Source organism: Actinomadura sp. NPDC049382 (assembly GCF_040677125.1).
GTDB lineage: Bacteria > Actinomycetota > Actinomycetes > Streptosporangiales > Streptosporangiaceae > Spirillospora > Spirillospora geliboluensis.
This window is the reverse complement of record NZ_JBFARO010000055.1, coordinates 38,832-51,430: the sequence shown is the minus strand read 5'-3', so window position 1 is coordinate 51,430 and position 12,599 is coordinate 38,832. Positions and strand designations below refer to the sequence as shown.

Below are 12,599 nucleotides of genomic sequence, written 5' to 3'. Positions count from 1 at the left end.
GGGGGGGGGGTTGGTTGGGGTGGGGTGGGGGTGCCGTCGGGCGCCGCCGCGCTCCCGCCCCCGTGGGGGGCGGGGCGGGCGCGCGCGCCCGCCGCCGGGGGGCGGGCCCCCCCCCCACGGCCGGACGCGTCAGGCGCCGCGCAGCACGGCTCCGGTGCGCTCGGACGCCGCCGCCACGGCGGAGTCGCGGGCCTGCGACGCCTCCTCGGCGGTCAGCGTGCGGTCCGGGGCGCGGAACCGCAGCGAGTACGCCAGCGACTTGCGGCCCTCCCCCGCCTGCTCGCCGGTGTAGACGTCGAACAGCCGGATCGCCTCCAGCAGGTCGCCGGCGCCGTCGCGCAGCGCCGACTCGACGTCGGCGGCGGGCACCCCGGCGTCGACGACCAGCGCGACGTCCTGCGTCGCGACCGGGTAGGACGACACGTGCGGCGCGCGAACGGAGACCGGCTCGCCCAGGCGGCGCAGCTCCAGCTCCATCGCGCACGACCGCGCCGGCAGCCCGTACGCCTTGGTGACGCGCGGGTGCAGCTCGCCGGCGTGGCCGACCAGGGTGTCGCCCGCGTACAGCGCGGCGCAGCGGCCCGGGTGCCAGGGCGCGTGCTGGTCGGCCTTCGCCGTCAGCTCCACCCCGACCTCGCGGGCCACCGTGCGGGCGGCCTCGATCGCGTCCGCCCACAGCGCCGGGCGGCCCTCGCCCCACCAGCCGGCCGGCTCCCGGTCGCCGGACAGCACGACCGCCACCCGGTGCGGCTGGTCGGGCAGCGCGGCCTCCAGCCCGGCGATCTCCTCGGCCGTCGGGCCGCGGTCGACCGCGAGGCGCGGCGCGCGGTCCGGGGCGTCCGGACGGGGCCGGAACACCACGCCCAGCTCGAACAGGGCGGTGTCGCCGAAGCCGCGCCCCACGTTGAGCGCCAGCGCCTTCAGCAGGCCCGGCAACAGCGTGGTGCGCAGCAGCGGCTCCTGCTCCGACATCGGGTTGGCGAGCCGCAGCGTCCGCCGCCGCGCGTCGTCGGCCGGGAGCTGGAGGCCGTCCAGGTCCTTCTCGGCGATGAACGGGAAGGCCAGCGCCTCCACGTAGCCCGCGCCGGCGAGGGCGCGGCCGACGCGGCGGCGCACCCGCTGGTGCGGGGTCAGGCCCTGCCCGGCGGCCGGGCGCGGCGCCCGCGCCGGGATGTCCTCGTAGCCTTCGAGGCGGATGACCTCCTCGGCGAGATCGGCGGGATCCGTCAGGTCGGGGCGCCACGACGGCGGCGTCACCGTCAGCACGTCCTCGCCGGCGACCGCGCAGCCGACCTGCTCCAGCCTGCGGACGACCGCGTCCCGCCCGTAGGAGACGCCCGCGACCTCGTCGGGGTGCCCGGCCGGCATCGTGATCTCGACGCGCTCGACCGGGGCCTCCGCGTGCGTCACCCCCGGCACGACCTCCGCGCCGCCGAGCTCGGCGAGCAGCCGGACCGCCCGGTAGGAGGCGTACAGCGGCAGCTCGCGGTCGACGCCGCGCTCGAAGCGGTGCGACGCCTCGCTGTGCAGCCGGTGCCGGCGGCTCATCCGGGCGGTGCCCATCGCGTCGAAGTGCGCGGCCTCGATGACCATGTCGGACGACCGGTCGTCGATCTCGGTGGCGAGCCCGCCCATCGTGCCGGCCATCGAGATCGGCCCCGACTCGTCGGTGATGAGGATGTCGTCGGGGTCGAGGGTCCGCTGGACGTGGTCGAGCGTCTCCAGCTTCTCGCCGGGGGCGGCGCGCCGCACCACGATCGGGCCGGTGAGCTTGCTCCGGTCGAAGGCGTGCAGCGGCTGGCCGAGCTCCAGCATCAGGTAGTTGGTGATGTCGACGGCGAGCGACACCGGCCGCATCCCGGCGCGGTGCAGGCGGACCCGCATCCACATCGGGGTCTCGGCGTCCGGGTCGAACCCGCGCACCTCCCGCAGCACGAACCGGTCGCACGCGGACGGATCACCGATGCTCGCCGGGTACGCCCCCCCGCCGTCGCCCGGTCCGTCCTCGGCGGGGAGCTCCACGTCGGCCGGGTCCTTGAAGGGGACGCCGTAGGCGGTGGCGGCCTCGCGGGCGATGCCGCGGATCGACAGGGCGTAGCCGCGGTCGGGCGTGACGGCGATGTCGAGGACGTCGTCGCGCAGCCCGAGCAGCTCCACCGCGTCCGCGCCGACCGGCGCGTCCGGCGGCAGGACGAGGATGCCGCTGTGGTCGTCGCCGATGCCGAGCTCGGTGACCGAGCAGATCATGCCCTCGGACAGGTGCCCGTAGGTCTTGCGGGCGCCGATCTCGAACCCGCCGGGCAGCACCCCGCCGGGCAGGATCACCACGACGCGGTCGCCGGCCGCGAAGTTGGTCGCGCCGCACACGATGTTCTGCGGCTCGCCGGTGCCGTTGGCGTCGCCGACGTCCACCTGGCAGTAGCGGATCGGCTTCTTGAAGCCGGTCAAGTCCTCGAACGCCAGCACCTCGCCGACGACGAGCGGGCCGACGATGTCGGCGCCGGCCTGCTCGACGGTCTCGACCTCCAGGCCCGCCGCGATCAGCTCCGCGGCGAGGGCGCGGCCCGTGACGCCGGCGGGCAGCTCGACGTACTCGCGCAGCCAGGAAAGCGGGGCCCGCATCAGATCTCCATCCCGAACGGGAGGGTGAACCGGACGTCGCCCTCCACCATGTCGTACATGTCCTCCACGCCGTGGCGGAACATCAGCGTCCGCTCGACGCCCAGCCCGAACGCCCAGCCGCTGTAGCGGCCCGCGTCGACGCCGCACGCCACCAGCACCCGCGGGTTGACCATGCCGCAGCCGCCCAGCTCGATCCAGCCCTCCGAGCTGCACGTCCGGCACGGGTCGCCGCCCGGCTCCGCGGACGCGCCGCGGCACACGAAGCACTGCATGTCCACCTCGGCGGACGGCTCGGTGAACGGGAAGTACGACGGCCGGAACCGGGTCTTCAGCCCCGCGCCGAACATCCCGGTGACGAACGCGTCGATACCGCCGCGCAGGTCGGCCATGGTCAGGCCCTCGTCGACCGCGAGCCCCTCCAGCTGGTGGAAGACGGGGCTGTGGGTGGCGTCCAGCTCGTCGGTGCGGAACGTGCGGCCCGGTGCGACCACGTACACCGGCAGCTCCCGCGACAGCAGCGACCGGATCTGCATCGGCGAGGTGTGCGTGCGCATCACCAGGCCGGACCCCTCCGACTCCACGAAGAACGTGTCCTGCATGGTGCGGGCCGGGTGGTCGGGCAGGAAGTTGAGCGCGTCGAAGTTGTACCACTCCGCCTCGACCTCGGGGCCTTCGGAGACCTCGAAGCCCATGGAGACGAAGACGTCGGCCATCCGCTCCTGCATCGTGGTCAGCGGGTGGCGGGCGCCGCGCGGGGCCCGGTCCCACGGGAGGGTGACGTCGACGGTCTCCTCGACGAGGACGCGCTGGTCGCGCTCCTCCTCCAGCTCCGCCTGGCGCTCCTTCAGCGCCTTGGACACCGCGCCGCGGGCGGCGCCGATGCGCTTGCCGGCGTCGGCGCGGGCGGCGGGCGGCAGCGCGCCGATCTCGCGGTTGGCGAGGGCCAGCGGGGAACGGTCGCCGGCGTGCGCCAGGCGGACCTGCTTCAGCGCGTCGAGGTCGGCGGCCGCGGCGATCGCCGCGAGCGCCTCCGTGCGGGCCCGCTCCAGCTCCTCGGGCTGCAGCGCGGACACCTCGACGGGGTCATAGGACTTGTTGGGTGCAGACATGGTGGTGTGATCGACTCCGGTCGGCGTGGGACGCCCGCAGTCTAGTGCGCGGGCGGTGGGGATCCGGAAAGCGTGCGCGTGACGCGCTGGCCCGACCAGGGGCCCGGTGCCGTGCCGTGGCGGCGGCGCGCCGCTCAGCCGGCGTAGTCGGGGGCCCCTGCGGGCACGGTAAATCGGAACTCGGCGCCGCCGCCGGGCGCCCGCCGCACGGTGATCACGCCGCCGTGCGCCTCGACCAGGCCCTTGACGATGTAGAGCCCGAGGCCGGTGCCGCCGCGGCGGTTGCCGCCGGGGCCGCGCCAGAACTGCCGGAAGACGCGCTGGGCGGCCTCGGGCGGGATGCCCTCGCCCTCGTCGCGTACCGACACGGCGGCTCCCTCCCCATGCGCGTCCGGCTCCACCACGATTGTGACGGTACCCGCTCCGTGCCGCACCGCGTTTTCCACAAGGTTGCCGAGGATCTGGTCCATCTTGTCGGGATCGAGCCACATCTCGGGCAGCGCGCCGCGCGCCTCGAACCGGAACCGGTCCTCCGGGTCGCCGGCCGCGACCCGGCCCGCGATGACCTTGCGGACCTCCTCGGGCAGGTCGACGACCTGGCGGCGCATCTCCAGCCGGCCCGCCTCGATGCGGGACACGTCCAGCAGCTCGGTGATCAGCCGGGTGACGCGGTCGGCGTCGGCGTTGACCGTCTCCAGCATGACGCGCTTCTGGTCGTCGTTGAACCGGTGCCACTTGGCCAGCAGCGTCGCGGTGAAGCCCTTCACGCTGGTCAGCGGGGAGCGCAGCTCGTGCGCCACGGTGGAGACGAGGTCGGCGCGGTCGCGCTCCTGGCGGGCGCGGTGCACGGCGTCGCGCAGCGAGACGGTGAACCGTTCCACCCGGCCCCGCTCGTCGCGCCGGTAGGCGGCCGTCACCAGGACCTCGGTGCCGCCGGGCAGGAACAGCACGCGCTCGGGGTGGCGGGTGCGGGTGCGCAGGCCCTCGTAGGGGGCCAGGCACTTCCACCAGTCGCGCCCCTCGGCGTCGTGCAGCGGCAGGACGTCGCGGAAGTCGCGGCCGACGGCGGACTCGGCGCGGACACCGGTGATCCGCGCGGCGGCGGCGTTGAACACCATCACGCGGGCGTCCCGGCCGGCGACCAGCAGCCCGTCGGGCAGGTCGTCCGCGGCGTCCCACTCGGTGCCCGCCGCGTTCCCTCGCCCGGGCACGCGCGCGGCCACGAGAGGGGACTCCTCTCCGCCCACAGCGGCCTCCAGAACACCGTTGAGAACGCGGCCTGTCGAAAAGAGACTCTAGCCGGAGTCGGCCATCTTGCGGGACCCGGAAACCGCCCGGCGGCAAGGCATCTGTAGCCTCCCGGGCGGGGTGCCGCCCCGCCCGCGGGCGGCCTCACCAGCCCGGACCGGCGCCCCTCCCGCGGCGGCCGGGCCGGGTTCCTGACCCGGGGTCCTGACCGGAACCCGGGCCCGGGTCCGTCAGCGGGACCCCGCCGACGGACCGTAGCCGGCGCAGGCGACGTCGCCCCCGGCGCTGATCGCGAACAGCCGGTGCAGCCCGGTGATGCGGAGCAGCCGCAGCTGGGCGGGCCGGACGCCGGTCAGCGCGATCTCGCCGCCGTCCGCCGCGATCTGGTTATGCGCGGCGACCAGCGCGCCGAGCCCGGCCGCGTCGCAGAACGGGACAGCGCTGAAGTCGGCCACCAGCCGGCGCGGGCCCGTGCCGGGCAGCCGGCCGTGCAGCTCGACGAGCCCGTCGCGCAGCGCGCCCGCGGTGCGCAGGTCGATCTCCCCGGCCACGGTCACGACGACCGTGTCACCGCGGACCCGGGCGACCTCGATGCGCAGCCCGGCGGCCCCGGCGGAGGGCGCGGAGCCGGCCGCGGCGGGCGCCCCGCCCGGGGCGCGGCCAGCGACCGCGCCCGCCCGGCACCGCACCTCCGGCGCGCGCCGGCCCGCCCTCCCGGCGGGTCTGGTCCCCTCGGTCATCACGTTCGCCCCCACTCTGCACGGCGTCCTCGCCGCCCCTGGTCAACGCCCTGGTCAACGCACTGATCAACACGGTAGGCACGGGCCCGGGACGGCGTAATCCCCCGCCGGTCCCCACCCCGCCTCCTACCTGCGGACGAGCCGCACGGCCGCGGCGGGCCCCCGCCCGCCGCGCATGCGCGGTCCATCCTCCCAGCTCACCGGCCGGACAGCGGCGCCGAACGCGACCGCTTGCGGCCATCCGATCACAGAATGCAGTGAACCGCCGCGACCTCCCGCCCGTACGGGCCGGAAAGGTGCGGAGGCGTCACATGTCGCGCTGGGCGCGCGCCGAGGCGTAGAGGCATACGGCCGCGGCCGTCGCCAGGTTCAGGCTCTCGGCACGGCCGTAGATGGGCACGCGCACGACCTCGTCCACGTGCCGGAGGATCTCGTCGGGCAGGCCCCAGGCCTCGTTCCCGAACACCCACGCCGTGGGGCGCGCGAGCAGCCCCGCGTCGATCGCGTCGTCGAGGGTGCGGTCGCCCGCGCCGTCGGCGGCGAGGACGCTCAGCCCCGCGCCCTTCAGCTCGGGGATCAGCGTGTCGAACCGCGGGCCGGTGACGACCGGCAGGTGGAACAGGCTGCCCGCCGAGGCCCGCACGCACTTGCCGTTGTAGGGGTCGACGGACGCGTCGGTGAACACGACCGCCTCCGACCCGGCCGCGTCGGCGGTGCGCAGCACCGTGCCCGCGTTGCCGGGGTCGCGGACGTGCGCGAGGACGGTCACCAGCCGTGGCCGGGCCTGCAGGGCCGTGGCGAGCGGGACGTCGACGAACTCGCAGACCGCGAGCAGCCCCTGCGGGGTCACGGTCTGCGCAAGCTCCGCCATGACCTCGCCGCTGACCCGCAGCACCGGCGCACCGGCGCGCTCGGCGGCGGCGACCAACTCGGGGTGGCGGGCCTCCGCCTCGGCGGTGGTGAACAGCTCGGCGAGGCCGCCGGGGATCTCCAGCGCCTCCCGGACCGCCTGCGGCCCCTCGGCGAGGAACCGGTTCTCGCGGCGCCGGAAGGCTCGCTTGGCGAGCCGCCGAGCGGACTTCACCCGTGGTGATCGGAGGGAGGTCAGCTCGCGGCCCGCCATGTCGCCGTACTCGCCCGTATGCCGGTCGCCCGGCTCAGGCCGCCTCCGAACCCTCGGTGGGGAGGGCGTCCTTGGCGACCTGGACGAGCGCCGCGAACGCCGCGGCGTCGTTGACGGCCAGCTCGGCGAGCATGCGGCGGTCGACCTCGACCTCCGCGGCCTTCAGGCCCTGGATGAACCGGTTGTAGGTGATGCCGTTGGCGCGGGCCGCGGCGTTGATCCGCTGGATCCACAGCCGGCGGAACTGGCCCTTGCGGTCCTTGCGGTCCCGGAAGGCGTAGGTCATCGAGTGGAGCTGCTGCTCCTTGGCCTTGCGGTACAGGCGCGAACGCTGACCGCGGTAGCCGCTCGACCGCTCCAGGACGACCCGACGCTTCTTGGCGGCGTTGACTCCCCGCTTGACGCGTGCCACGTTCTGACTCCTTCGTGGGGGGCCGGGCCGTACTTGGCCTCGGCCGGTCGCTGATGTTCCTGGTCGAGTGCTACTTGCGCAGCAGCTTCTTGATGTTCTTGGCGTCGGCGTCGGCCACCACGGCCGGGCCGGACAGGCGGCGCGTCCGCTTGGTGGGCTTGTGCTCGAGCAGGTGGTTCTTGTTGGCGCGGCGGCGCATCACCTTGCCGGAGCCGGTCAGCTTGAAGCGCTTCTTGGCACCACTGTGGGTCTTCGTCTTCGGCATGGTCGCCGTCGTCTCCCTCGTTCCCGGCCCCCGTGCTCCCGCACGGGGGCGCGCCTGATCGGCGCTCCGCACGGGGCTCCGTGGGGCGCCGGGTCAGGCTTCAATGTACGTGCGCCGCGACCCCGCTCAGCCGCGAGGTCGCGGTGTCGGGGCCGCCGCTGGGCCGGTCCCGGGCGGCCGTCAGGCGGTCTCGGTCTCCTGCCCGCGGGCCGCCTTCTTCTTGTGCGGACCGATCACCATGATCATATTCCGGCCGTCCTGCTTGGGGCGCGACTCGACGAAGCCGAGGTCCTCGACGTCGTCGGCGAGCCGCTGCAGGAGCCGGTACCCGAGCTCGGGGCGGGACTGCTCACGACCACGGAACATGATCGTGACCTTCACCTTGTCCCCGGCCTTCAGGAACCGCACCACGTGACCCTTCTTGGTCTCGTAGTCGTGCGGGTCGATCTTCGGGCGGAGCTTGATCTCCTTGATGACCGTGTGCGCCTGGTTCTTCCGCGCCTCACGCGCCTTCATCGCGGACTCGTACTTGAACTTGCCGTAGTCCATGAGCTTCGCGACGGGCGGACGCGCGGTGGGCGCCACCTCGACGAGGTCGAGGTCCGACTCACGCGCGAGTTCAAGGGCCTTGGCGATGGGCACTATGCCCACCTGTTCGCCGTTCGGGCCGACGAGCCGGACCTCGGGCACGCGAATGCGGTCGTTGATACGCGGTTCGGCGCTGATGGGACCTCCTTGGGGCCGTTCTCAAGTTCGTTGGACCGGTCGTACCCCGAGGCTTCCACGAGAAAAGCCCCGCACGACTCACGCACGGGGCCACCTTCGGTCTCCCTGGACGGACGGACCGTCCGGGGACGACGGCGCGACGGGCACGCGGTGCCCGTTCGCCGGACCGAGAACCCACCGGCCTTGGGTCTGGGGTGCCCCAGATGGGTACCGCGGGCTTCGGCGAAGCCGCCCAGGTGGGCGGCGTGCACGGTCCGCAGCCTCGGCCGGTCAGGTGGGAGGTGGCCTCCGCTTGAGCGCCCGGCGCGCACCATCGCTCGGATCGCGCGCACTGGGCCGGTCGACCACCAAGAATACCACCTCCGGGGGCCGCCCGGAGCAAGCCTCGCCCGCTCCCGGCGGGCGTTTCCGCTCCCGCCGCCCCGGCGGGTTCGGGGCCCCGGTGAGTACGCCTTGGTGAGGTACGACACCCTCCTCAACAGCGTCGAGGCCCCGGCCATTCCCCGGCCGGCCTCGCCGCGTGCGCGGTCCCGAACGGTGGGGGCGGGCGGGGAGGTGAGGGTGTTGTGGCCCGGCGGGCGTCTCGGCCCGCGGAGCGGTCGTTGTTACGGTGGAGCGGAGACGGCCCCGTGGGGCCCGCACCAGGGAGGTTGTTCCCGCGATGCCCCCGGTCGACGCCGGCGCCGCCGGCCCCCTCACCTCGCTGGCGCCCATCGCGCTGCAGTTCGCGCAGAAGGCGTTCATCGTGTCCGGCGGGCGGCTGCTGCTGGTCCGCAAGTCCGCGTCCGACCCGTTCCAGCCGGGCCGCTGGGAGGTGCCCGGCGGACGCCTGGAGGTGGCCGCCGACCTCGATCTCGACGACCACATCCGGCGGGAGGTCTGGGAGGAGGTCGGCCTCAAGATCGATCCGGGGCCGCCGTTCCATCTGTGGCAGTGGTTCATGCCCGACCGCGGCGGGCCGCGCGGCGCGCGGGTGCGGGTGGTCGCGGCGGCGCGCCGCTGCCGGCCGGTGACGCTGGACGCGACCCTCGGCAACCAGGACGCGGGCGACCACCTGGACGGCTGCGCCTGGGTGCCGCTGGCGGAGATCGGCGGGTACGACCTCATCCCGAGCCTGCGCCCGGTGATGCGGGCGTTCCTGGCGGCGGCCCGCTGACGGCCGCGTGGTCCCGCCGCGTTCACCCGCCGAGTGGCCGGGCCTGGACGGCGCGGCCGAGCGCCGGTTCGCGCTGCTCGTGATCGGCGACGCGGGCATCGAGGTCCGCGCGTCGCTGCCGGACGTCCGGTTCGCCGGCCTGCGGGCCGACCGGCTCTGCTACGCCCCGGCGCGCGCGGTGGTCGCGGGGACGGCGGTCAACCTCGCGCGGTGCGCCGTCCGCCATTTCCGCCGGGTGGGGGTGCTGGCGAAGATCGGCGACGACGCGTACACCCCGGTCGTCCGGCGGGAGCTGCGGAGCATCGGCGCTGCCGACCACCTGCGGGTCGAGGAGGGCGCGCCGAACGGCGTGTCGGTGATGCTGCGCGACCGGCCGCGCGGCGACCGGCCGGGCGTGCGGCTCCTGGTCGTCCAGGACGAGCCGCCCGGACGCCGCCTCACCGCGGCGGAGGTCGCGGCGGCGGCCCCCGCGATCGCGGCCGCGGACGTGCTGGCGCTCGACGGCTACTCGGTGCTGTCCCCGGTCTCGCGCGCGGCGCTGGAGGAGGCGGCGCGCATCGCGGGCGCGGCGGGGACGCGGGTCGCCTTCGACCTCGTCCCGCATGACATCGACGCGCGCCTGCCCGCGGCGGACGTGCTGCCGGCGCTGGCCCGCGCCGACCTGGTCTTCTCCGAGGCGCACACGCTGGCGCGCCTGCTCGGGCAGCCGCCGCCGGCGGGTGGGGAGGCACCGCGCGGGCTGCTGCCCGTGCTGGACGGTGCCGTGCCGGGGCGGCCGCTATGGCTGCTGCGGTTCGGGCCTACGTCCTTGGAACACGTGCTCGCCTACCGGCGGGGCCGGCTGCTGATGGAGTACCCCACCGGATACCGGGACGGCGTGGAGCGCGCGGGTTTCGGGGACCGGCTGGCCGCGTGCGAGCTCTACTGGTGGCTTTCGGGCGGGTGATCACCGCCCGGCGGGAGCCCCTTGTGGGCGGCGCGCAGCGCCGTGAGGGTGCGCAGGAAGCGCCGCCTGCTGGCGGGGAGGCCGAACGTCTCCTGCCAGCGCCAGGCTTCGTCCGTCCCGGCGGCCGTGAGGGCGACCGTCGCGGCCCGGCGCAGGAGCTGGCTCTCGGCGCCGTCCCCCGGGTGGACGGTCATGGCGCCGGCCTCCTCGATCAGCAGGTAGGAGCGGCCGGCGCGGAGGCGGGCCCGGAGGACGGCCCGGTCGGCGGGCGTCCCGGGGCGGCCCCATCCCTCGACCACGGCGCGGACGCCGGGCGTCCCCGGCAGCAGGTGCCAGTGCGCGTGGTCGATGCACGCGCCTCCGCCCTGCGGGGTCGCGGGCCCGTGCTCGAACAGCACCAGTTCAGCGCTGCCGTAGGCGGAGCGGTAGAGCCCGGCGACGCGGTCGCGCCACCGCAGCGCCCGCTCCCACATCCGCGGGCGGAACTCCCCCGCAGAGGCGTAGTGGTCGCGGGTCACCAGCAGGACGTGGCCCTCGGCGAGGGGCGCCACGTCCGGGATGAGCAGGAAGTCGCGGTCGCGGGCGATCACACCGGTCTCGCCCGGCAGATCGGCCATGCCGTTGAAGCGGAACCGCAGGGGCGGGCACAGGACGCAGTCGTGACCGGGCTCGCGCCACGCCGTCGGCTCGGCCAAGCCTCCTCCAGCACCAGGGGGACGGGGGCATCCGCTCTCCCTCCAGCGTGCCCGCCGCCCGGCCCGGGCGATCTGTGCGGCCGGGGCCACATACCTGGCACCCGCGGGGTACAAAGCCTGCCCTTACGGGAACAAAAAGGAAAAAGAACAACATACAACATCGAAAAAGAGTGAACCAGACACCCCCGCCTTTCCGGCCTGCCCTCCGCGCCGGCGCCCCGCTCATCGACATGGCCGTCCTCGAGACCCGGCTGAACGAATCGCTCGACGTGCTGCGCGACACCTACGCGCCCGCGCTCGGCTCAGGCGGCGGCTGGTACCACGAACTGGCGCGGCCCGAGCCCGGCACCACCGCGACGGCGCTCGGGCTGCTGGCCTTCACCGAGGCGGGACGCCCCTTCGAGCACTTCGACGCCGGCCTCGCCTTCCTCGCCGCCCGGCAGACCCGCTCCCGCGACGCGCTGCGCGACGGCGGCTGGGCCACCAAGACCAGCCTCGGCATGCCGGTCGTGGAGGCGACCGGCTGGATCGCCCGGTTCCTCGCCCGCGCCCGCTGCGACCTGCGCGAGGACGCCCCCGACACCCGGCGCGCCTACCGGTGGCTGCTGCGCAACCAGAACCCCGACGGCGGCTGGGGCTCGCTGCGCGGCTGCCCGTCCCGGGTGTGGCTGACCTGCCTGGCGCTGCGCGCGCTCAGCCAGCTCAACCCCTACGACCCGGCGGTCGACCGGGGCGTGGAGTGGCTGACCGCCGACCGGACCGCGCACCGTCCCGGCTGGGGGCCGACCCCCGACTCCCCGCCCACCGTCACCCACACCGCGTTCGCGCTGGTGACCCTGGCCGAGGCGCGCCCCGAACTGCGGACCGAGCGGCTGCTGGACGCCTACGACTGGCTGCTGGAGCACCTCGACCCCGACGACGACCACACCTGGATCGAGACCTACGACGTCTCCCCGCACGGCTTCGGCGCGGGCCCCGCCGAGCATGGCGCGGACTCCGACCCGGTCTGGCGGCTGGCCCTGTGGCACTACGGGCTGCCCATCGCGCTCACCGCGCTGCTGAAGGACCCGCGCGGCCCGCACGGGCCCGTCGTCGCCCGGGCGTTCCGGACGCTGGCGCGCAGCGAGTTCGCCGACCCGCGCCGCAACGGCCACCCGGGCGGCGGGCGCACGTCGCTGTGGACGCTGTGGTGGCGGCTGGAGACGCTGATCGCGCTGCGCCGCGTCCCGCTCGCCGGGGCCGCCGACCTCCTGCACTGGCTGCCGGACGCGACCGTCGTGCAGCGGTCGCACGCGCGGGAGCGGGCGCTGGCCGAGCTGCTGCCGCGGCGCCGCCTCGTCGACCCGGTGGGCCTCGCCCGGCGGCACTGGGCGGCGTTCCTGCTGAGCCTCGTGTGCGCGGCCAGCGCGCTCGGCGTCACCGCGGGCCTGTGGGGCTGGAAGGACTTCTGGCTGAGCGTGATCCTGCCGGTCGTCCTCACCGGCGTCGACGAGTCGGTGAAGCGGCGCCGCACCCCGCGCGGCCCGCCGCCCGCACCGCCGTGAGCGGCGGGCGGCG

At 75.2% G+C, this 12,599-nt stretch carries 12 protein-coding genes; 3 read left to right on the top strand and 9 right to left on the bottom strand.

From position 1 onward, the window contains the following. Window positions 1-129: 129 nt before the first annotated feature. The 8 genes from pheT to infC form a co-directional block, all read right to left on the bottom strand. Window positions 130-2,622, bottom strand: a complete 2,493-nt coding sequence (pheT, locus tag AB0K34_RS27535) for a phenylalanine--tRNA ligase subunit beta (protein ID WP_364551775.1) — start codon at window positions 2,620-2,622, stop codon at window positions 130-132. Continuing rightward, complete coding sequence (gene pheS / locus AB0K34_RS27530; protein WP_364551773.1) at window positions 2,622-3,731, bottom strand: phenylalanine--tRNA ligase subunit alpha; 1,110 nt, start codon at window positions 3,729-3,731, stop codon at window positions 2,622-2,624. The genes pheT and pheS overlap by 1 nt, the downstream gene beginning before the upstream one ends. A 134-nt stretch (window positions 3,732-3,865) precedes the next feature. Next, window positions 3,866-4,954, bottom strand: a complete 1,089-nt coding sequence (locus AB0K34_RS27525) for an ATP-binding protein (protein ID WP_240807318.1) — start codon at window positions 4,952-4,954, stop codon at window positions 3,866-3,868. A 255-nt stretch (window positions 4,955-5,209) separates the two neighbouring features. Beyond that, the gene (locus tag AB0K34_RS27520) at window positions 5,210-5,719 is read right to left on the bottom strand and encodes an STAS domain-containing protein (protein ID WP_364551770.1); all 510 of its coding nucleotides are present in this window, start codon (window positions 5,717-5,719) and stop codon (window positions 5,210-5,212) included. Window positions 5,720-6,026: 307 nt separating this feature from the next. Continuing rightward, the gene (locus tag AB0K34_RS27515; protein WP_138635398.1) at window positions 6,027-6,842 is read right to left on the bottom strand and encodes an RNA methyltransferase; all 816 of its coding nucleotides are present in this window, start codon (window positions 6,840-6,842) and stop codon (window positions 6,027-6,029) included. Window positions 6,843-6,876: 34 nt separating this feature from the next. Then, entirely contained in the window at window positions 6,877-7,254 is a 378-nt protein-coding gene (rplT, locus tag AB0K34_RS27510) for a 50S ribosomal protein L20 (RefSeq protein ID WP_089327197.1), read from the bottom strand. A 70-nt stretch (window positions 7,255-7,324) separates the two neighbouring features. Then, the gene (gene rpmI, locus AB0K34_RS27505; RefSeq protein WP_067468638.1) at window positions 7,325-7,519 is read right to left on the bottom strand and encodes a 50S ribosomal protein L35; all 195 of its coding nucleotides are present in this window, start codon (window positions 7,517-7,519) and stop codon (window positions 7,325-7,327) included. 180 nt (window positions 7,520-7,699) lie between these two features. Continuing rightward, the gene (gene infC / locus AB0K34_RS27500; RefSeq protein ID WP_364551780.1) at window positions 7,700-8,227 is read right to left on the bottom strand and encodes a translation initiation factor IF-3; all 528 of its coding nucleotides are present in this window, start codon (window positions 8,225-8,227) and stop codon (window positions 7,700-7,702) included. 679 nt (window positions 8,228-8,906) lie between these two features. Between infC and AB0K34_RS27495 the strand changes: the two genes are divergently transcribed. Continuing rightward, window positions 8,907-9,401: an NUDIX hydrolase gene (locus AB0K34_RS27495; RefSeq protein ID WP_138635399.1), complete on the top strand. Its 495-nt coding sequence runs from the start codon at window positions 8,907-8,909 to the stop codon at window positions 9,399-9,401. A gap of 7 nt (window positions 9,402-9,408) precedes the next feature. Further along, on the top strand, window positions 9,409-10,347 hold the full coding sequence (locus AB0K34_RS27490; protein ID WP_364551768.1) for a PfkB family carbohydrate kinase: 939 nt from the start codon (window positions 9,409-9,411) through the stop codon (window positions 10,345-10,347). On the opposite strand, the gene AB0K34_RS27485 is transcribed toward AB0K34_RS27490, so the two are convergent. Then, a complete protein-coding gene (locus tag AB0K34_RS27485; protein WP_138635401.1) occupies window positions 10,323-11,042 on the bottom strand; it encodes an HIT domain-containing protein in 720 nt (239 codons plus the stop codon). The two genes, AB0K34_RS27490 and AB0K34_RS27485, sit on opposite strands and share 25 nt — an antisense overlap. Window positions 11,043-11,272: 230 nt before the next feature. On the opposite strand from AB0K34_RS27485, the gene AB0K34_RS27480 reads away from it, so the two are divergent. After that, on the top strand, window positions 11,273-12,586 hold the full coding sequence (locus tag AB0K34_RS27480; protein ID WP_171068894.1) for a prenyltransferase/squalene oxidase repeat-containing protein: 1,314 nt from the start codon (window positions 11,273-11,275) through the stop codon (window positions 12,584-12,586). Window positions 12,587-12,599 lie beyond the last annotated feature (13 nt).